The sequence below is a fragment of the Sphingopyxis sp. genome (genome assembly GCF_051861155.1).
Classification (GTDB): Bacteria; Pseudomonadota; Alphaproteobacteria; order Sphingomonadales; family Sphingomonadaceae; genus Sphingopyxis.
Genome location: NZ_JBHYDE010000002.1, coordinates 264173 through 284403, shown reverse-complemented (window position 1 = coordinate 284403; position 20231 = coordinate 264173). Strand labels below are relative to the sequence as shown.

At 64.8% G+C, this 20231-nt stretch carries 19 protein-coding genes; 10 read left to right on the top strand and 9 right to left on the bottom strand.

Going from position 1 to position 20231, the window contains the following annotated elements:
• Positions 1 to 154: 154 nt before the first annotated feature.
• On the top strand, positions 155 to 958 hold the full coding sequence (murI, locus tag ACTIFP_RS04615; RefSeq protein WP_439567539.1) for a glutamate racemase: 804 nt from the start codon (positions 155 to 157) through the stop codon (positions 956 to 958).
• A gap of 7 nt (positions 959 to 965) precedes the next feature.
• Here the strand turns inward: murI and ACTIFP_RS04610 are convergent, their stop codons facing one another.
• Complete coding sequence (locus ACTIFP_RS04610; protein WP_439567538.1) at positions 966 to 1490, bottom strand: hypothetical protein; 525 nt, start codon at positions 1488 to 1490, stop codon at positions 966 to 968.
• A gap of 201 nt (positions 1491 to 1691) precedes the next feature.
• Here ACTIFP_RS04610 and hemA point away from each other — a divergent pair, with 201 nt between their 5' ends.
• Both hemA and ACTIFP_RS04600 read left to right on the top strand, forming a co-directional pair.
• Complete coding sequence (hemA, locus tag ACTIFP_RS04605) at positions 1692 to 2912, top strand: 5-aminolevulinate synthase (RefSeq protein ID WP_439567537.1); 1221 nt, start codon at positions 1692 to 1694, stop codon at positions 2910 to 2912.
• On the top strand, positions 2909 to 3598 hold the full coding sequence (locus ACTIFP_RS04600; RefSeq protein ID WP_439567536.1) for a nitroreductase: 690 nt from the start codon (positions 2909 to 2911) through the stop codon (positions 3596 to 3598). The genes hemA and ACTIFP_RS04600 overlap by 4 nt, the downstream gene beginning before the upstream one ends.
• A 72-nt stretch (positions 3599 to 3670) precedes the next feature.
• Here ACTIFP_RS04600 and ACTIFP_RS04595 read toward each other — a convergent pair whose 3' ends face one another.
• The 7 genes from ACTIFP_RS04595 to ACTIFP_RS04565 form a co-directional block, all read right to left on the bottom strand.
• A complete protein-coding gene (locus ACTIFP_RS04595; protein ID WP_439567535.1) occupies positions 3671 to 4180 on the bottom strand; it encodes a fasciclin domain-containing protein in 510 nt (169 codons plus the stop codon).
• A gap of 128 nt (positions 4181 to 4308) precedes the next feature.
• Positions 4309 to 5016: an anti-sigma factor gene (locus ACTIFP_RS04590; RefSeq protein WP_439567534.1), complete on the bottom strand. Its 708-nt coding sequence runs from the start codon at positions 5014 to 5016 to the stop codon at positions 4309 to 4311.
• Positions 5009 to 5587 carry a sigma-70 family RNA polymerase sigma factor gene (locus ACTIFP_RS04585; protein ID WP_439567805.1) on the bottom strand — a complete coding sequence of 193 codons (579 nt, stop codon included), beginning with the start codon at positions 5585 to 5587 and terminating at the stop codon, positions 5009 to 5011. Before ACTIFP_RS04585 ends, ACTIFP_RS04590 begins: the two co-directional genes overlap by 8 nt.
• A 70-nt stretch (positions 5588 to 5657) precedes the next feature.
• Positions 5658 to 6335 carry a class I SAM-dependent methyltransferase gene (locus ACTIFP_RS04580; protein ID WP_439567533.1) on the bottom strand — a complete coding sequence of 226 codons (678 nt, stop codon included), beginning with the start codon at positions 6333 to 6335 and terminating at the stop codon, positions 5658 to 5660.
• 2 nt (positions 6336 to 6337) lie between these two features.
• Entirely contained in the window at positions 6338 to 7555 is a 1218-nt protein-coding gene (locus ACTIFP_RS04575) for a DUF3419 family protein (RefSeq protein WP_439567532.1), read from the bottom strand.
• Between the two features lie 122 nt (positions 7556 to 7677).
• Positions 7678 to 8109, bottom strand: coding sequence for a hypothetical protein (locus ACTIFP_RS04570; RefSeq protein WP_439567531.1), 432 nt, complete (start codon positions 8107 to 8109; stop codon positions 7678 to 7680).
• 49 nt (positions 8110 to 8158) lie between these two features.
• Positions 8159 to 9148 (bottom strand): threonine ammonia-lyase, encoded by a 990-nt coding sequence (locus ACTIFP_RS04565; RefSeq protein ID WP_439567530.1) that lies wholly within the window; start codon positions 9146 to 9148, stop codon positions 8159 to 8161.
• Positions 9149 to 9213: 65 nt separating this feature from the next.
• Here ACTIFP_RS04565 and ACTIFP_RS04560 point away from each other — a divergent pair, with 65 nt between their 5' ends.
• The 4 genes from ACTIFP_RS04560 (at position 9214) to ACTIFP_RS04545 (ending at position 14094) form a co-directional block, all read left to right on the top strand.
• Positions 9214 to 10422: a saccharopine dehydrogenase family protein gene (locus tag ACTIFP_RS04560; RefSeq protein WP_439567529.1), complete on the top strand. Its 1209-nt coding sequence runs from the start codon at positions 9214 to 9216 to the stop codon at positions 10420 to 10422.
• 254 nt (positions 10423 to 10676) lie between these two features.
• The gene (locus ACTIFP_RS04555) at positions 10677 to 11681 is read left to right on the top strand and encodes a N(4)-(beta-N-acetylglucosaminyl)-L-asparaginase (RefSeq protein WP_439567528.1); all 1005 of its coding nucleotides are present in this window, start codon (positions 10677 to 10679) and stop codon (positions 11679 to 11681) included.
• Between the two features lie 82 nt (positions 11682 to 11763).
• Positions 11764 to 12951 carry a carboxynorspermidine decarboxylase gene (locus ACTIFP_RS04550; protein ID WP_439567527.1) on the top strand — a complete coding sequence of 396 codons (1188 nt, stop codon included), beginning with the start codon at positions 11764 to 11766 and terminating at the stop codon, positions 12949 to 12951.
• A gap of 117 nt (positions 12952 to 13068) precedes the next feature.
• The gene (locus ACTIFP_RS04545) at positions 13069 to 14094 is read left to right on the top strand and encodes an agmatine deiminase family protein (RefSeq protein WP_439567526.1); all 1026 of its coding nucleotides are present in this window, start codon (positions 13069 to 13071) and stop codon (positions 14092 to 14094) included.
• A 40-nt stretch (positions 14095 to 14134) separates the two neighbouring features.
• Here the strand turns inward: ACTIFP_RS04545 and ACTIFP_RS04540 are convergent, their stop codons facing one another.
• Entirely contained in the window at positions 14135 to 15787 is a 1653-nt protein-coding gene (locus tag ACTIFP_RS04540; RefSeq protein ID WP_439567525.1) for an FAD-dependent oxidoreductase, read from the bottom strand.
• A gap of 299 nt (positions 15788 to 16086) precedes the next feature.
• On the opposite strand from ACTIFP_RS04540, the gene ACTIFP_RS04535 reads away from it, so the two are divergent.
• The 3 genes from ACTIFP_RS04535 to ACTIFP_RS04525 all read left to right on the top strand — a co-directional run bounded on the left by ACTIFP_RS04535 (position 16087) and on the right by ACTIFP_RS04525 (position 20160).
• Positions 16087 to 17280: a type III PLP-dependent enzyme gene (locus ACTIFP_RS04535; protein WP_439567524.1), complete on the top strand. Its 1194-nt coding sequence runs from the start codon at positions 16087 to 16089 to the stop codon at positions 17278 to 17280.
• Positions 17281 to 17567: 287 nt separating this feature from the next.
• Entirely contained in the window at positions 17568 to 18728 is a 1161-nt protein-coding gene (locus tag ACTIFP_RS04530; RefSeq protein ID WP_439567523.1) for a helix-turn-helix transcriptional regulator, read from the top strand.
• Positions 18729 to 18825: 97 nt separating this feature from the next.
• Positions 18826 to 20160 (top strand): MFS transporter, encoded by a 1335-nt coding sequence (locus tag ACTIFP_RS04525; RefSeq protein WP_439567522.1) that lies wholly within the window; start codon positions 18826 to 18828, stop codon positions 20158 to 20160.
• The last annotated feature ends 71 nt before the right edge of the window (positions 20161 to 20231 follow it).

The following is a 20231-nucleotide window of genomic DNA, read 5'->3' as shown; positions in this document are numbered from 1 at the left end:
CGTTTCGTTCGCAGCGATAGTGGCGGAGTTGGCGGGCGCAAGCAACGGGTTCGATGCTGTTGATCGCCAGAATGGACACATCATCGTCGCCCCGCGACGGCGGGGGCGACCGTAAGCAATTGAGAGCGATCGCCGCGCCTGCTACTCGCCGCGCATGACCCCCGCCCCCGATGCCCCCATCCTCTTCTTCGATTCCGGCCTCGGCGGCCTCACCGTGCTCGGCCCGACCCGCGCGCTGCTGCCGACCGCGCCGATCGTTTATGCCGCCGACTATGCCGGGCTGCCCTATGGCCAGAAAAGCGAGGCGGAGCTCGCCGCGCGCGTCCCGGCGCTGCTCGGCCGCCTCGTCGAACGCTACCAGCCACGGCTCGCGGTCATCGCGTGCAACACCGCCTCGACGATCGCGCTCGCGCATGTTCGCGCCGCGCTCGACCTGCCGATCGTCGGCACCGTCCCCGCGATCAAGCCCGCGGCCCGGATGACGAAAACCGGCGTCATCGGCGTACTCGGCACCGAGGCGACGGTGCGCCAACCGTATGTCGACGACCTCAGCGCGCGCTTTGCGGGCGACAAGATCGTGCTACGCCACGGCAGCCCCGGCCTGGTGACCGGCGCCGAGGCCAAACTGCGCGGCGAGCCGGTCGATCCCGCCGTCATCGCGCGCGCTATCGCAGGGCTTCGCGATCAACCGGGCGGCGACGCGATCGACGTGATCGTTCTGGCCTGCACCCATTTCCCCTTACTGGCGGACGAATTGCAGGCCGCCGCCGGTCCGGGGGTAACGTTGATCGACGGCGCCGAGGGCATCGCGCGGCGGATCGCCGACCTGACGCAGGGGCAGCCCTGGCCCGCCGCCGTTACCCCCGGCCTCGCGGTGTTCACCCGTAGCGCCGACCGCCCGCCACCGCCGCTGGCGACACTGACGCGCTATGGCATCGACCGGATCGAGACGATCTGACTGATTGTTATTCGCGTCCGGCGGTGCAGGACGCCAGCCAGGCGCGATCCTCCGGCGCCGGCCCCTCCCCGCCCAGGCTGCGAACCCGCGGCATCCCCATGCCGGTCATCACGCCCTTGCAATCGACGGCGGCATCGCCCGACGCACTGAACAGGCGGCCGCGGCACTGGAACAATTTTTCAGTGGACGTGCCCCACCCGATATTCTCGGCATCGCGCGGCGCGCGGCCCGTACAATAGGTGTCGGTCTCCGACCCCGGATCGCCGCAGATTTTCTCGATCTGCGCGACATGGCCCTTCACCGTGCCGACAAAGCGCTGTTCATAATAGGCGCTCGTCGCGAAATAGCGCTGGACTCCGCACACGCGGCTGCCGCGCTGCACGAGCAGCTTGTACGAGCATATCTTAGCCCCGCGATATGTTTCGCAGGCCATCCACGCCCCATCGAGCGGCGCGGGTGCCAGCGCGGGAGCGGGTGACGACACCGATAGCCCAACGGCGATCGACAATATGACAACAATCGGGAGGCGCATGATGACCTTGCTCCTTTTGGCATGCTTTGGTTCGCTGCTTAACCGCTTATGGTCAACGTACCGGTGCAATTGATCACAGTGATCGACGCCATGATTTGCGAATCGTTCGCACTGGATTTTGGCCCAATTCACCGTTATTGGCCCGCCTGTTAATAGCCGCCCGGAAAGAGCGGCGCGGGAACCTGACTGCGGGGCCGGACCTTGAACTATAACGACATCTTCGCTCGCGCGATCGATCGGCTGCACGAAGAAGGGCGCTATCGCGTCTTTATCGACATTTTGCGCAACCGCGGCGCCTTTCCCAATGCGCGCTGCTTTGCCGGGCATAATGGTCCGAAGCCGATCACCGTGTGGTGCTCGAACGACTATCTCGCGATGGGCCAGCACCCCAAGGTCGTCGAAGCGATGGAAGCCGCGCTGCACGACGTCGGCGCCGGTTCGGGCGGCACCCGCAATATCGGCGGCAACACCCATTATCACATCGATCTCGAGCATGAACTCGCCGACCTGCATGGCAAGGACGGCGCGCTGCTGTTCACATCCGGCTATATCTCGAACGAGGCGACGCTTGGCACGCTCGGCAAATTGCTGCCGAACTGCATCATCTATTCGGACGAGCTCAACCACGCGTCGATGATCGCAGGTATCCGCAATTCGGGCTGCGAAAAGCGCGTGTGGCGCCACAACGACCTTGCGCATCTCGAAGAATTGCTCGCTGCCGACGATCCCGACGCGGCGAAGCTGATCGCCTTCGAAAGCGTCTATTCGATGGACGGCGACGTCGCCCCGATCCACGCGATCTGCGATCTGGCGGACAAATATAACGCGCTGACCTATTGCGACGAAGTCCATGCCGTCGGCATGTACGGCCCGCGCGGCGGTGGGATCACCGACCGCGACGAAGCCGCGAGCCGGGTGACGATCATCGAGGGCACGCTGGGCAAGGCGTTCGGCGTGATGGGCGGCTATATCGCCGCCGACAAGAATATCATCGACGTCATCCGCAGCTATGCGCCGGGCTTCATCTTCACGACCAGCCTGTCGCCGGTGCTCGTCGCCGGGGTGCTCGCGAGCGTCCGCCACCTGAAAGAATCGAGCGTCGAGCGCGAGGCGCAGCAGGCTGCGGCCGCCTATCTCAAGACGAGCTTCCGCGACGCCGGCCTGCCGGTGATGGATTCGACGACTCACATCGTGCCGCTGATGGTCGGCGACCCGGTGCGCGCCAAGAAGATCAGCGACATATTGCTCGCCGAATATGGCGTGTACGTCCAGCCGATCAATTTCCCGACCGTGCCGCGCGGCACCGAACGGCTGCGCTTCACCCCCGGCCCGGCGCATGACGAGGCGATGATGCGCGAGCTGACCAGCGCGCTCGTCGAAATCTGGGGCCGGCTGGAGCTGGGGCTGCAGAAGGCCGCGTGAGCGAGGCAGTCGGTTTTGACGAGGTCGTGCGCGGGCGCCGCTCGATCCGCGGCTTCCTCGACAAACCTGTCCCCAAAGACCTGATCGCCGAGATCATCGAGGTCGCGATGCGCGCGCCCTCGTCATTCAACAACCAGTGCTGGAATTTCTCGGTCGTCACCGGCGCGCCGCTCGACGCGATCCGCCGCGGCAACACCGACGGCATATTGGCGGGCACGCCCGACAGCCGCGAGTTTCGCCGCTTTACCACGATCCCCGACGAACATCGCGGCCGCCAGATCGAGGTCGCCAAGCAGTTGTTCGGCGCGATGGGCATCGACCGCGACGACAAGGACGGACGGCAGGATTGGGTGCTGCGCGGTTTCCGCCAGTTCGACGCGCCGGTCAGCATCGTCGTGACCTACGACCGCGTCCTGCTGGGTAGCGACATCGCGCCGTTCGATTGCGGCGCCGTCACCAACGCGCTGGTCAACGCCGCCTGGTCGCGCGGGCTGGGCTGCGTCATCAACAGCCAGGGCATCATGCAAAGCCCGGTGGTACGCAAGCACGCCAAAATTCCTGAAGATCAGGTGATCATGATCTGCGTCGCGATGGGTTGGCCCGACGATCGCTTCCCTGCCAATGCGGTGGTGTCGAATCGCAAAAGCGTCGAAGCGGCTGCGCGGTTCGTGGGGTTCGACGACTGATAACCGTCCCCGCGCAATGCGGCCCGTCCCGGGAGGGAAGTGGACGGACCGCACCTGTGCCGGGGGAAGGGGTCAGCCCGGCAGCAACACGCCATCGACGACATGGATCACGCCGTTCGACTGCCGGACATCGGCGATGGTGATCTGGGCCTTGCCGCCTTTGGCGTCGGTGACATACCATTTGCCATCCTTGCCCCACACGGTCAGCGTGGCGCCCTGAACCGTGGTCAGCACGGCCTTGCCACCATTGGCCTTGGCATTGGCGGCCAGATCGGCGGCAGTCAGCGTGCCGGGCACGACATGATAGGTCAGCACCGCGGTCAGCGTGCCCTTGTTCTCGGGCTTCAACAGCGTATCGACGGTGCCGGCGGGCAGCTTGCCGAACGCGGCGTTGGTCGGCGCAAAGACGGTGAACGGACCGGGGCTGGCAAGCGTATCGACCAGCCCGGCGGCCTGCACCGCCGCGACCAATGTGGTGTGATCCTTTGAATTGACGGCATTTTCGACGATGTTCTTGCTTTCGTACATCGCGGCCCCGCCGACCATCGGGTTGGCCAGCGCGGCGCCGCCCCCGGCAACCATTATCAAAACAGCGAGCGACGCGGAGAGTTTGGAAAGTTTCATCATACGATCCTCTGGTTTCTGGCACGCCGGAAATGCGGAGTGCGCCGCAGCTACGGCGGCGCCCCGGCGGCGGATGCAGACCGGCGTCAGATTGTGATGATTTTTCCCGACGCGACCGCGGCGCCGCTGGGTGCTGGATGCGGGGTCTTCGACACCGGCTCCATCGTGATCGCCAGCGTCGCACCTTCGGTCATCAACAGGCGGTGCGGCGGCGGCATCGTCATTTCGGCCTTGCCCGCATGGCCGATCTGCCCAAGCGAGACGGGCGCGCCGCCTTCGGGAATGACCCACAATTCGGGGGCTAACGTGCCGGGCTTAAAGCCATGGATGCGCAGCTGCATCAGCCCGTTGCTCTGGTCATAGCGCGCCAGCACCAGCGGTCCCGCCGCATCGCTTTCGATCCGCGCCACCGCGAGTTGCGGGGCGGCGGGCGCGGGCGTCGGCACCGGCTGGGTGATCAACACAAACGCAAGCGCCGCCGCGACGGCACCCGACAGCAGCGCCCCGGCACGCCAGCGGCGCAGTCGGGTCTCGATTGCCGTAACCTTGTCGGCGGGCGCATCCACCAGCTGCCGTTCGATCCCTGCCCAGACCGCTTCGCCGGGCTCGGCATCAGTCCATTCGCCGTGCAGCGGCGCCAGCTTTGCCTCCCACGCCGCAACCAGCGCCGCGAAGGTGGGATCGCTGAGCGACAGTCGCAGCGCATCGGCGCGCGCCTGCCCTTCGAGCAGGCCGAGCGCCAGTTCGGCGGCGAGCGCGTTGCGATCCTCGGCGGGCGTCAGATGGTCATCCATCGCCAAGACAATCCTTCAGGCGCAGCAACCCGCGCCGTATCCAACTTTTCATCGTCCCCAGCGGCACATTTTCACGTGCCGCCAGCTCGGCATAGGTCGAGCCGTCAAAGAACGCCGATCGGATACACGCGCGCGTGCGATCCTCAAGCTCGCCCAGGCAGCGGTGCAGCCGTTCGCCCTGCTCCGCCGCCACCAGCGACTGGTCGGCGCGCGGGGCATCGTCGGCCACCGCGAAGGCCGCCTGTTCGGGCAAGGTATCGCGTACCGCACGGCCAGCAACCGACCGCCGCCAGTCGATGGCGCCGTTGCGCGCGATCGTCGACAGCCAGGTGATCGGGCTGGCGCGCGTGGCATCGAACTGCCCCGCACGCTCCCACACCTTGATATAGACGGTCTGCAAAACATCCTCCGCGCTGGCCCTCTCGCCACAGATACGAAGGCAGATTCCAAATAGTTTCGCGGCGGTCATGTCATAGACCTCGCGCAGCGCGGCGTGATCGCCGCGCCCGACCGCGGTCAGCGCCGCCACCAGTCGGGTTCGCGCCTCGTCCGCGCTCGATGGCCATTGCATGTCGCTCACGATGCCAAGTCGTAGAGCGGTGACGGGATTATACAAGCCGCGGCCCAGAACCGCGCCGTCACTATCGGCTGCCTAAAGGCTTAGCGCGGGCGCTTTGCAGCCGCAGCGACCAGGCGTAATCGCGATAAAGCCGCGTCACCGCCAGTTGCCCGCCAATGTCGTTCGCGACCTCGCGTGCCGCCTCGACCAGCAACGACCGCGGCGCAACATGAAAACGCGCCAGCCAGCCGAACAATGCAGCGCGAAACCATATGGGCAGTTCGTCTTGCTGGCCGAAATCGACGATGTGCAAGGCGCCCGCTGGCGTCAGGTGACGCACCGCCTCGCGGATTGCGCCCTGCCAGTCGGGGATCATCGACAACGTGTAGCTTTGAAAAATGCGCTCGAAGCCGCCGACACGGAACAGGGCCTGCGGATCGAAGCCCGTCGCATCGCCCGGCGCGACATGAACCCGTCGGTTCAGCCCGGCGCGCGCGATCGCTGCGCGCGCGGTTTTGAGCATCTCTTCGGAAATATCGATGCCATAGAAATGGGCGCCAGGCCAGCAACGCGCCGCGGCGATCAGGTTTCGCCCGGTACCGCAGCCTATCTCGAGGACATGGCCGCCCACCGGCGGCGCCAGTTCATCGATCAGCCGGTCGCGCCCAAGCAGATAATATTTGCGCGTCAGATCATAGATATGCCGCTGCCCGCGGTAGACGCCGTCCATCCGCGCCGCATGCCCCTCCCCCGCCGTCATCGTCAGTCTTTCAGGATGTAGAGGTGAACCCCGCCGTAAATGGCCGACCGGTCGCGGCGCGTGTAGTCCTGCGAGTCGGCGGCGCGATAATCCCACCGCCCCAGCAGGGCATCGGGAAGCCGCCCGGGCAGCAGCGTCGGCTCGGCCGCCGTCCGGAACAGCACGCGCGCGCCGGGCCGCGCCGTCCGGGTAACCTCACTCCACAACCGGATCAGCTGCGCGTCACTCATCCAGTCCTGCGCGTCGAGAAAGATATAGCGGTCAAAGCTCGCCGGTTCGGCTGCGGCCAGCATGTCGGTCATGTTGGCGTGCAGCATCGCCACCCGCCCGGCGCGCGCCTTGACGACTTCATAATTGTCAGCCTGCAGATAAGGCGGCAGCGATGCCGCCCGGCCCTTGCCATAGCCGCGCCCGAACGCCTGCCAGGCGAAATAATTCTCTTCCAGGGGGAAGTCGCAAGCGAGTTTTTCGAGCCGCCCACGCAGCACGTCGGCCATCGGCCTGCCGCCGGCCAACGCATCATATTGCGCCGGCGGAATCCCCAGTCCGAACAGCGATGAACGTTGATCGGTGACCCAGCGAATGAATTTGCGGTCGAAAAAGGGTGCAAATTTCGTCTCGAAGATCGTTCGCTGCTCCTCGATCGTCTTTGCTTCGAGAAATTGCCGCAGGTCGATGCGGTGCATCCGCGCCACCAGATGGGCAAGGCCGATGAAGCTGCCGAGCAGCCCACGCTTGTACAGGCCATGGGCAAAGCCGTTGATCCGGCGCCGCCCGACAAGATCGCGGCCTTCCCAATAGCGCCGGCTGACCTCGTCGAGATGCGGGCGGACATATTCGTGATAGGCGGCAATATTGGCGCTGTTGTCCGCCTCGGCAAAAAATCGGCGAAGGCTGTCGTGGTCGGGAAGCCGCTGGATCGCCGCACGCTTGAGATGATTCAGCGCGACATGCGCGGTGTTTAGGTCAACCGCGACGATCTCGGCAGGTTCCGCGACGAGGTAGGAAAAGACGTTGCAGCCGCCGCTCGCGATGGTGGCGATCCGATTGCCCGGCTCGATCGCCAGCGCCTCCATATCGACCACTGGGTCTTCCCAGATCTGGGCATAGACCAGACCCTTGAACGCAAATGCAAAAGCGCGGTCGAGCAGGCGCTGCTTCTGTTCGGCATCTTCACGGACAACGGCGGCGGCGATCTTGTGATTGGGCTGGCTGGCCATCGGCAGGTCTCCCGGGTCAAGGTGGATCCCGGTCGCCCATGGCAGTGCTTCGTGCGATTTTAGCGAAACATCGGTGACAATCCGACGACAGAGTCAAATAAACCGCCGCCGGATTGCTGCCATCAATCGCGGCAATAGCCTTCGCCATCCTTGACCTTCAGGCAATCCTTTTTGCCCGCCAGATATTCGAGGCCCGTCGCATCGCCGGTCGATGCGGCCAGCGTCAGCGTTTCAGCGCCGCGCTTGAACATGATGCCGCCCTCGCTGTCGCTGCCGTCATAGGTGCCCTTGGTGTCGAGGTCCGACTGCATCTCCAGCTTGTACTTCCCCGGCTCGGCGGTCGTGATCGTGACATACATGCCCTCGACCCCCGTCCATTTGCCCGCCCAGGGGGCGAAGCGATGCGGAGCGATTGCCGCGCCGGCCGTTTCTGTCGGCGTTGATTCGTCGGGCACTTCGGTTGTCGTCGTGTCGGCGGGCGCAGGCGCCTCCGCCTTTTCGCAGCCGCTCAGCAACACCAGTGCCGCGGCGCCGATCAGAAAGCTCTTTTGCATCACGCTTCTCCTTCCCCGTCCCAACGCACCGGCGCCGATAAGTATCCGCTTACCCCGCCAGAATCTCCGCATAATGCTGCGGGTCGACATTGCCGCCCGACAGCGTGACCAAAGTCGCCTCGCCCAGCACAACCTTGCCCGCCAGCACCGCCGCCAGCGCCGCCGCGCCGCCCGGTTCGAGCACCAGATGCAGCCGCTCGAACGCGGCGCGCATCGCATGCCGTACCTCGTCGCGCGTCACCACGACACCGCGCACCCCGCGTGCCTGCAGCACCGCGAAATTGATCGGCCACGTCTGCGGCGTCTGGAGCGCATCGCATTCGGTCGGATAGGCCAGATCCTCGACCGACAGGATTTCGCCCGCGGCCAGACTGCGCGTCACATCGTCCCAGCCCTCGGGCTCGACCGCGATGATCTCGGCATCGCCGCAGGCCAGCGCCAGTCCCGCCGACAGGCCGCCACCGCCGCAACAGGCGATCACTTTATCCGGTCCCGATATGCCGCGCGCCGCCAGCTGCGCCCGCGCTTCGATCCCCGCGCTCCCCTGCCCCTCGATGATCCACGGGTCGCCATAAGCATGGACGAGCGTTCCGCCGCGTTCGTCCAGCAGCTGCGCCGCCACCGCATCGCGCGATTCGGTCACGCGGTCGTACAGCACGACCTCGGCCCCCAGCGCGCGCGTCGCCGCCAGTTTCATCTTGGGCGCGTTGCTGGGCATCACGATCGTCGCGGGAATGCCAAGTCGTTTCGCCGCCCAAGCGACGCCCTGCGCATGATTACCGCTCGACACCCCGACGACGCCCGCCGCCGCCTGCTCGGGCGTCAGGTCGGTCAGCCGGTGCCAAGCGCCGCGAATCTTGAACGCGCCGACGGGTTGCAGGCATTCGGCCTTGCACCAGATCGTCCGTCCGTCGATTTCCATCGGCAGCAGCGGCGTCAGCGGCAGCAGTTCGGCGACCTTGGCGGCGGCGCGTTCGACCCCCGCCAGCGTCGGCGCACGGGCGGGGTTGAGGAGGGGATCGGGGCTTTGCTGTGTCATCGCTTCGTCCTATAGCGCCCGGCATACAAGACAAGGCGGCAAAGGTCCGCGACAGGAGATTTTCGATGAGCAAGGTTCTGGTGATCGGCGCAGGCGGCGTCGGTTCGGTCGCGGTGCACAAAATGGCGATGAACGCCGACATCTTTCCCGACATCACGCTGGCCAGCCGCCGCAAGTTCAAGTGCGACGCGGTCGCCGAATCGGTGAAGGCGCGCACCGGCGTCACGATCAAGACCGCCGAGGTCGACGCCGACCATATCGACGCCACCGCGGCGCTGATCCGCGACATCGGCGCGACGCATGTCGTGAACCTCGCGCTGCCCTATCAGGATTTGACGATCATGGAGGCGTGCCTCTCGACCGGCGCCCATTATATGGACACCGCCAATTACGAACCGCGCGACGAGGCGAAGTTCGAATATCACTGGCAATGGGCGTATCACGATCGCTTCAAGGATGCCGGGCTGATGGCGCTGCTGGGGTCAGGCTTCGACCCCGGCGTCACCAGCGTGTTCACCACCTGGCTGAAAAAACATCATTTCGACCGCATCGACACGCTCGACATTCTCGATTGCAACGGCGGCGATCACGGCCAGCATTTCGCGACCAACTTCAATCCCGAAATCAACATCCGCGAAGTGACCGCGGTCGCGCGCCATTGGGAAAATGGTGACTGGGTCGAAACCCCGCCGATGTCGGTCAAGCAGCAGTTCGACTTCGAAGCCGTCGGGCCAAAGACGATGTACCTCATGTATCATGAGGAGATCGAAAGCCTGAAAACCCACCTGCCCGAAATCAAGCGCATCCGCTTCTGGATGACCTTTGGCGAGGCCTATATCACCCACCTCAACGTACTCCAGAATGTCGGCATGACGCGGATCGACCCGGTGATCTACGAAGGCCGCGAGATCATTCCGCTGCAATTCCTGAAAGCCGTGTTGCCCGAACCGTCGAGCCTGGGCGAGACGACCAAGGGCAAGACCAACATCGGCGTCATCGCGACCGGCCTGGCCAAGGATGGCACCGAAAAGACGCTCTACCTCTACAATATCTGCGACCATGAGGACGCGTTTGCCGAAACCGGCAACCAGGCGGTCAGCTACACCACCGGCGTGCCCGCGATGATCGGCGCCGCGATGATGGTGACGAACACTTGGGTTGGCGACGGGGTGTTCAACATGGAACAGATGAACCCCGATCCCTTCATGGAGATGCTGAACCGGCACGGCCTGCCGTGGCAGGTGAAGGAACTCGACGGGCCGCTGAACTTCTAAAAGTCCCGTGCCCCTGCGAAGGCAGGGGCGCGGCAACCGTTGGTGGGGAGGCGCAATGACCGCCTATCTCGCGCCCATCGCGCTCCTCATCGTCTCGAACATCTTCGTGACCCTCGTCCGATATGGACGTCCCGGTGATATATGCAGCCGCTTTGGCTCGCGGCGCTGATCGCGGCGGGAGCGTTTTTCATCTGCAAGGGACCGATTGCGGCCTGACGATCGCCCCGCTAGCCTTCCGATCAGGAGGATGGGCGATGACAACAGATGACATGGGTATTTCGCGGCGGGCCTTTGGCGCCGGCGCGGCGGGACTGGCTACGCTCGGCGCGGTGCAGGCATCGGCGAAACCTGCAAAATCGAAAGCGATTCCAACCGGTAAGCCCTTCATCCTGACCACTTGGGATTTTGGCCCTGGCGCCAACGCGATCGGCTGGCCGATGCTTGCGGGCGGAGGCTCGGCGCTCGATGTCGTCGAAGCCGCGATCAACCATGTCGAGCTGCTCGGCGACTATTGGGTCGGCGCCGGGGGCGTTCCGAACGAGGTCGGCGAAACGACGCTCGATGCGATGATCATGTGGGGGCCGACTCACGATGCCGGTGCGGTCGGTTGCCTGAAACGCGTCAAGAAAGCGATTTCGGTCGCGCGCAAGGTGATGGAAGAGACGCAGCACAGCCTGATCGTTGGCGACGATGCCACGCGCTTTGCGGCGCGCATGGGGTTCGCCGAAACCTCGCTCACTAGCGTCGTGTCGCAGCAGGCATGGGACAAATGGGCCGCGAAGGGCGAGAAAACGAACGCGTTCGACCCCGAACCGATCGGCAAGGATCCCAAGCTGGCGGGCCATGACACCGTCGGCAGCATCGCGCTCGATGCCGCGGGCAATCTGTGCGTCGGCTGCTCGACCAACGGCCGCGAATTCAAGATTCCGGGCCGCGTCGGCGATTCGCCGATCATCGGCGCGGGCGCCTATGTCGACCAGGCGGTCGGCGCCGCGGTTGCGACCGGCAACGGCGACGTGATGATGCGCTTTCTGCCCACCTATCACACCGTCGAACTGATGCGCGGCGGCATGGAGCCGCAGGCAGCCGCCGAGGCGACGATCAAGCGGATCGCAGACGCGGGTTACAGGATCGACGGCGGCATCGCGGTGATCCGCCGCGACGGCGTGCATGGCGGCGCCAAGACGGGCTGGGCCGACACGCCCTTCAGCTATTCGGTCCACACCGCGGCGGGCAATGTAAAGGTGCCAGTGGCATAGTATCGCGGCTTTAGCGGAGGATTCGGACCGGACCGGCGCCGCCCCCTTCCTTCACAGCCCCAAACCGCCTACATGCGCGCGCATGGAAACCAGAGCCGGCGACCCCGGGGCCTTTGCCCATTTCGACCTCACCCGTGTCCCCTCGCCCGCATTCGTCGTCGATGCGGCAAAGGTACGCGCGAACCTGGCGCTGCTGCGCCACATCGGCGACGCCTCCGGCGCGCGAGTCCTCGCGGCGCTCAAGGCGTTTTCGATGTGGTCGCTGGGGCCGACGGTCGCCGACTATCTCGACGGCGTCTGCGCTTCGGGCCTCTATGAGGCAAAGCTCGGCCGTGAGGAATATGGCGGCCCCGACGGCACCAAAGAGGTCGCCACCTATTGCGCGGGATACAAGGAAGCCGACCTACCCGAAATCGCGCGGCTGTCGGATCATCTGATCTTCAATTCGCCGGGGCAGATCGCCCGCTTTCGCCCGCTGCTCGACGATCTTCGCGCGCAAGGCGTGCCGTTCGACATCGGGCTGCGCATCAACCCGATGCACAGCGAGGGCGAGACCGCGAAATACGATCCCGCCGCGCCGTGCAGTCGCCTCGGCTTTCCGGTTACCCAGCTGTTGCCCGACCATATGGAGGGCATCGACGGCATCCATATGCACAGCCTGTGCGAACAGGATTTCCCGCCGCTGCAGCGGACCTGGGAAGCCGTTCAGCCGATGCTGCGGCCCTTCTTTGGCCAGCTCAAATGGATCAATTTCGGCGGTGGCCACCACGTCACCCGCGCCGACTACCAGATCGATGACCTGATCGCTTTCCTGAAACAGGTGCGCGCCGCGACCGACTGTGACGTGATGATCGAACCCGGCGAAGCGATCGCGCTTGATGCCGGCATTCTCGTCGGCGAAATCCTCGACCTGTTCGACAATGGCATGCCGATCGGTATCACCGACATTTCGGCGACCTGCCACATGCCCGACGTGATCGAGGCGCCCTATCGTCCTGCAATGCTCGATGAGGGCAGCGAAGGCATCACCGTCCGTCTCGGCGGTCCCTCGTGCCTCGCGGGCGACGTCATCGGCGATTATCGCGTGCCCGGCGGCGCACGCATCGGCGAGCGTTTCGCCTTCCTCGATCAGGCGCATTATTCGATGGTCAAGACGAACACATTCAACGGCGTGCCGCTGCCGTCGATCTGGTTATGGGACAGCGAAACCGACGCGCTGGAACTGGTCCGGGCGTTTGGATATGAGGACTTCAAGACGCGGCTGAGCTAAGCGCACGGCACGCCGGGCGAGGGAGATGCACAATTGGAACGGCGATATTTTCTGCGCGCTAGCGCCGGAATCGCCTTGGCGCCGACCATATGGGGCTGCGCTGATGCCGGTAACGGCATGACCAACCCGAACATACGCTATGAAATGCCGCTGGAATCGGATCCGCATGAACGGACGCTCATGCAATGGCCGGTCAATCGGAACATTTATGACCGGCGCTCGCTAGCACGCGTACAACGCGCTATTGCGCGCATTGCCAACCGCATCGCGGAATATGAACCCGTCGCGATGCTGGTTGCGGCGACCGACGCTGCGCATGCACGCACCTTGTTGTCCGGCGACATCGAGCTTTGGGACATTCCGACCGACGATCTATGGTGCCGCGATTCCGGGCCGACCTTTGTCCACGACCCCGCGGGCAAGCTCGCCATCGCCCACATCCGTTTCAATGGCTGGGGGAATAAGCAACCACACGCCAAAGATGCACAAATTGCTGCGCGCGTAGCAGCGCGGCTTGTCCTCCCCCTGATTGATACCGGGCTGGTCGGGGAGCAAGGCGGGGTCGAACATGACGGCGCGGGGACGCTGCTCGCGCACGCCAGCTGCTGGGCAAATGTCAATCGCAACCGGATGAGCCGGGATGAAATCGGCCGAAAGTTGTTGCGGGCGCTGGGCGGCAAGAAGATGATCTGGGCTCCCGGCATCGCAGGGAAAGACATCACCGATTACCATATCGACGCGCTCGCCCGCTTCGTCGGGCCGGGCAAGCTGCTGATCCAGCTGGGCGACACGATCGATCCCGAAGACCCCTGGTCGGTATCGGGGCATGAGACGCTGGACATCTTGCGACAATCGACCGATGCAAGCGGGCGAAAGCTCGAGATCGTTCGCCTGCCCGACCCGGTGGACATCCGGTCTGCCGAACCCGACTTCGTTGCCAGCTATGTCAACTACTATGTCTGCAACGATGCGGTCATCGCGGCCCAGTTCGGCGACCAGACGGCCGACGGCCATGCGCGCGAAATGCTTCAGTCGCTCTATCCCGGGCGGACGGTGGAAATGCTCGAAATCGACGCGATCGGTGAATCGGGTGGCGGCATCCACTGCGCCACGCAGCAACAACCAAAAGCACTCGCAAGATGAGGAACTGGCTCGGCCACCGTTGCGAAGGCTTTGTCGCGGCCTATCCGACCGTCAATTCAACCTCCGCCAGCGCCTGGTGGATGTCGCTGACCACCACCGATCCCTCGCCGACCGACGACGCGACGCGCTTCACCGACCCTTTGCGGACATCGCCGATCGCATAGATGCGCGGCCAGCTGGTTTCATAACGGCTTGGCATGCGGTCGAGCGACCAGCCTGCCTTCACCAGCTCGATCGGTGCGATGTCGGTGCCGGTCTTCACGAAGCCGCGCTCGTCGCACACCATTTCCTTGGGTAGCCAGCCGGTGTTCGGACTGGCGCCCAGAAACAGGAACAGAAAGCGGCAGTCGCAACTGCTTTCGGCCCCTGTGTCGCGGCAGCGATAGGTGATGCCGTCGAGCCAGCCGCCCGCCGCATCGGCGCCGTGCAGCGCGACGACGTCGGTCATCGCGTGCAGTTCGATGTTCGGGTGTTCCTCCAGCCGCTTGACCAGATATTCGGACATCGTTTCGCGCAGCGACGGGCGGCGGAAAACGACATGCACCTTGCGCGCCGCGTTGGCGAGGTAGATCGCCCCCTGCCCCGCCGAATTGCCGGCGCCGACGACGGTCACCTCGGCATTGCCGCACAGCTGCGCCTCCATCGGGGTGGCGCCGTAAAAGATGCCGCGGCCTTCATAATCTTCGATGCCGTCGATCGGCAGCCGTTGATATTGCGCGCCGCTGGCGATCACCACCGCGCGGCTGCGCAATTTGCGGCCGTCGGCAAGCTTCAGGCAATAGGCCTCGCCGTCACGGTCGATCGCCGCGCCGCGCACCGGCGCGACCAGCCGCGCGCCGAATTTCTGCGCCTGCACCGTCGCCCGCCGCGCCAGCTCATTGCCCGAAATGCCGGTCGGAAAGCCCAGGTAGTTTTCGATCTTTGATGACGTCCCCGCCTGTCCGCCCGGCGCGAGCGCGTCGATCGCGATCACCGTCAGCCCTTCGGACGCGGCATAGACCGCCGCCGCCAGCCCGCCGGGGCCGCTGCCGACGACGATGACGTCGGCGGTCGCGCCGTCGGGCAGCAGGTCGAGACCAAGACTGGCGGCAAGCTGTTCGGGAGTCGGCTGAACGAGCACGTCGGCGGCGCCCAGGATCACCGCGGGCAGCTGATCTTCGGCGAGCCCGCGCTCGGTCATCAGATGCGCCGCAACCGGGCCATCGGCGGGATCGAACCAGCGATGCGCGACGCCATGCTTCGCTAGCAGGTCGCGCAGCGCATAAACGCTGCGGTCCATCGCCGCCCCGATCACGATCACCGCCGCAAAGCCGCGACGGCTGCTGAACTCGCGCCGCGCCGCGAAAATGCGGACGAATATGTCCGAATAATGCGAATTGCCCGCGATCAGTCGCTGGAAATCGCCATGCACGATCCGCAAAATCTCGCCATCGACGCCCATTTCGACGCGCGACAGGTGGCGCTGCCCGGTCAGCACCGACAGGTCGCCGGCAAACTGCCCGCGCTCCATCCAGCCAACGCGCTTCGGCCCATCGTCGGTCGATGCGAAAATGTCGGTGTGGCCCGACAGGGTGACGATGCAATCGGGCGCCATCGTCCCTTCGGCGACGAGCAATTCGCCGGCGCGATGCGACTCGACGGTGCCGAAGGCGCGCAGCTCGTCGAGTTCGGCGTCGCTAAACGTGTGATTCACATCGGTGGGAGAGACCATAAATTGCCAGCTTTCACTTCCGCGTCATCCCGGCGAACGCCGGGGTGATGACTCAAATTCGACCCTAGCGCGGCCCCACCACCTTGTCGCGGCCTGCCCCGCTCGGCGCGCATCAGCCCCGCTTTGCCTATAGTGTTACCGCACTATTACAAAATTGCGCGCAAGGGTCTTTACAGGGGGGGCACCCCTCCATATATGCGCTCTCCGCTGCCCCAGGGGGACTTCCAATAACCGCAAGGCAGCCTTGTCGTTTACCGTTATATTTTTGGGGGTCCCTTGCGTTGCACCAGCATCATAGCGCCCACGGGCTGATTCAGGCACTTTCGCCGGTCGAACCTGTTACGCTCGTCCGCCCGCACGCCGCGCGGCGCGCGGCGCGTTTCTTCATCGACCGGTTTCCCGGCACGACCATGTATGCGGTCAAGGCGAATCCGTCGCCCGACCTGCTGCGCGTGCTGTGGGATTCGGGCGTCACCCATTATGACGTCGCCTCGATCGCCGAGGTGCGCCTCGCCGCACGCACGTTGCCCGAAGCGACTTTGTGCTTCATGCATCCGGTGAAGGCCGAGGAAGCGATTTCCGAAGCCTATTGGAAGCATGGCGTCCGCACCTTCTCGCTCGACACGCTCGACGAGCTCGAGAAAATCGTGCGCGCGACCGAAGGCGCGGCCGACCTCAACCTGCTCGTGCGCCTGCGCGTCTCGTCGGACCATTCGAAGCTCAGCCTCGCTGCCAAATTCGGTGCCGAAGCCGACGAGGTCGTCGAATTGCTGATGGCGACCCGCCAAGCGGCCGACGCGCTCGGCATCTGCTTCCATGTCGGCAGCCAGGCGATGACGCCGCACGCTTATGCCCAGGCGATGGAACGCGTCCGCGCCGCGATCGTCGCGGCGTCGGTCACCGTCGACATCGTCGATGTCGGTGGGGGCTTTCCGTCATCCTATCCTGGCATGGAGCCGCCGCCGCTCGATGCCTATTTCGACACGATCCACCGCAGCTTTGAAAGCCTGCCGATCAGCTATTCGGCGGAACTGTGGTGCGAACCCGGCCGCGCGCTGTCGGCCGAGTACAGCTCGCTGATCGTGCGGGTCGAAAAGCGCCGCGGCGAAGAACTGTACATCAACGACGGCGCTTATGGCGCGCTGTTCGACGCCGCGCATGTCGGCTGGCGCTTTCCGGTTTCGCTGCTCCGCGACGGCGGCAGCGATGCCGAACTGGTGCCGTTCAGCTTCTATGGCCCGACCTGCGACGACCTCGACCATATGGCCGGGCCGTTCTTCCTGCCCGCCGACATCAAGGCGGGCGATTTCATCGAAATCGGCATGCTCGGCGCCTATGGCTGCGCGATGCGGACCAAGTTCAACGGCTTTGGCGCCGACGAGACCCATGTCGTCAGCGACGAACCGATGACCAGCCTCTACACCGGCGAAGTCGAACAGGAACGCCGCAGCGCGACGGTGACCAAATTGTTCTGATCGCCACCGATCAGACGGAAAAAAAAGGGTTGGCGCAGCGATGCGACCAGCCCTTTTTCTTTTGCGAGCACAAAGAAGCCCGCCGGGTTGAGCCGACGGGCCTGAAGAGAACAGGATGGTCTTTAACGGACCACCCTGCCCTTGGGTCGCACCCGATCCATGCCCGATACGGCGCGCGCTTTCGCTACCCATCCGGGTAGGGAAACGCATTTTTTGCGCTTTTCAGGCAGGATATTGGTGTATCGCGGTCAAGGTACGGATCGATAAGCCGCCTGCTGGGGAAGCGTGTGCCGAATGATGTTCCGATCTTTGCGCCGGGTCACAACCAACCCGCCGAATGGGAAACGCTGAACGCGCTGATCGGGCTTATCTATGATTCGGTGCTCCAGCCCGAACGGTGGAACGACACGCTCGCCCGCATCACCGGTGCCCTGTGCCCGCTCAGCTGGGAAGCAGCGTTCATCCTGTGGGAGGGCAGCAACCCACCCCGCGCCCGCTTTGTCGCGGCGACCGGGCTCGCCGCCGGGGTGCAGGAAATCTATACCGCGGTCTATGCCGGCAACCATCCCTGGTCGCGCAAGCTGATGCGCTATGGCAATGGCAGCGTCGTCGACAGCAACGACATCATGACCCGCGAGGAGTTTGCTCAGTCGGCCTTTTTCCAGAATTTCCTAGCGCCGTGGGGCATCGACCGGCTGGTCTGCGTCCTGCTCGACCGGCGCGGCGGCGAGCGGCTGGGGCTGATGCTGCCCGGTCCCGGCGACCGCGACGTCGAAACGCTCAAGCGCGGGCTGCGCGTGCTGGCGCCGCATATCCAGCGCGCGATGCGGATCAGCGACCGCATCGCGTCGCTCGAACTTGCTGTCGGCGCGGCGCGTGCGGCGGCCGATGTCGCGCCCTTCGCGATCTTCAGTCTCGACGATCAGCTGAACATCCTCGCTGCGAACAGCCGCGCCGGCCAATATGAGGCGGCGGGAGTGATCCACCTCGCCCAGGACCGCTTCGCCTTTGCCCACCCGGCCAGCCAGAAAAAACTGCTGGGCCTGCTCCACAGCCAGGACTCCGCCGGGCTTGCGTTTCAGGCGGTGGGCAAATCGGGCATCGAATGCCCGGTACTCGTCGCGCGAATATCGCCGCAGGCCGCGCAGCAGATCGGCGGCTTCAGCGCGGGCGCGTCGCTGATCGTCACGCTGGGCAGCGCGCCGGGCGAAACCCCAGTGGTCGAAATCGACCGGGTTGCGCAATGGTTTGCGCTGACCCCGGCGGAAGCACGGCTCGCGGTCGCGCTCGCTGCCGGACAGTCGCTGCAAAGCTATGCGGCGCTGCGCGCGGTCAGCCTGAACGCGGTGCGTTTCCTGCTCAAAGGCATCTTCAGAAAGACCGGCGCGAGCAGCCAGGCGCAGCTGGTCGCACTGCTCGCGCGCCTCCCGGCCGCCGGAGAAAGCTAAATACGCGCCCCGCCGTCTTTTCTGTCCCCACCGTTCATGCTAGCCACCCGCCGGGGCGGCATCGCAACGCACCACGATGTGCGTCAGACAGAATGCCATGGTTATGCAGCCCTTCCACCATCTCCTGGTCAACAACCTCGTCGCCAACATCACCAATTTCACGGTGTGGTTTGCGATCACCTTCTGGATTTTCCTCGAAACCCAGTCGGTGTTCGCGACGGGAATGATCGCGGGCATCTATCTGGTGCTCACCTCGATGCTCGGCATCTGGTTCGGCAGCCTGGTCGATCATCACCGCAAGCGCAGCATGATGCTCGTCTCCAGCCTGGTGTCGCTCGCGATCTACGCCGCCGCGCTGGGCGCCTATGCGCTCGATCCCGCTATCCGTATCGCCACGACCACCAGCCTGACCCTGTGGCTATTCGTCCTGCTGACGATGGTCGGCGTGATCGTCGGCAATATTCGCATGATCGCGCTGCCGACGCTCGTCACCCTGCTGGTGCCCGAAGGTCGCCGTGACAAGGCGAACGGGCTGGTCGGCATGGTCAGCGGCATCGGTTTCCTGACCACCTCGGCAATCAGCGGCTTCCTGGTCGCGTGGGGCGGGATGGTCGCGACCCTGGCGTTCGCGATCCTGTTCTCGCTTCTCGCCGCGCTGCACCTGCTGTTCGTCCCCGTCGATGAGCCGCGCGACATCGGCGAACATGATGCGCCGCGCCGCGTCGACCTCGCCGGCACCTTTCGCATCGTCACCGCGATTCCGGGGCTGTTCGCGCTCATCCTGTTCGCCGCGTTCAACAATCTGCTCGGCGGGGTCTATATGGCGCTGATGGACGCCTATGGCCTCTCGCTGATGAAGGTCGAGCAATGGGGACTGCTCTGGGCCTTTGTCTCCTGCGCCTTCATCCTCTCGGGCCTGGTGATTGCCCGCACGGGGCTGGGCGCCAATCCCGTGCGCACGCTGTTGCTGGTCAATCTGATCTCGTGGGCGGTGGCGGTCGTTTTCACCATCCAGTCGTCGATCATCTTGCTCGCGGTCGGCTGCATCGTCTGGATGTTCTTCGGCCCTTATGCCGAGGCGGCGGAGCAGACGACCCTGCAAAAGGTGGTGCCGTTCGAACGGCAGGGGCGCGTGTTCGGCTTTGCCCAGTCGGTTGAACAGGCCGCCTCACCACTCACCGCTTTCCTCATCGCGCCGCTGACCCAGTTCGTCTTCGTCCCGCTGATGACCGACGGCGCCGGGGCCGACATGATCGGCGACTGGTACGGACGCGGCGCCGAACGCGGCATCGCGATCGTGTTCACGATCACCGGCCTGCTCGGCGTAATCGCCACGCTGGCGGCCCTCCGTTCGCGATCTTATCGCCAGATCTCGGCCGCCTATGCCGCGGGCAACGCCGAAACAGCGGGGAACGCCTCCCCTCAATATTAGCAGGCGATCCCCTCTTCCGTTTCACTTCGAAATCATTCTATCCTTCGCCAAAGCGCAAAGCGCAAAGCGAA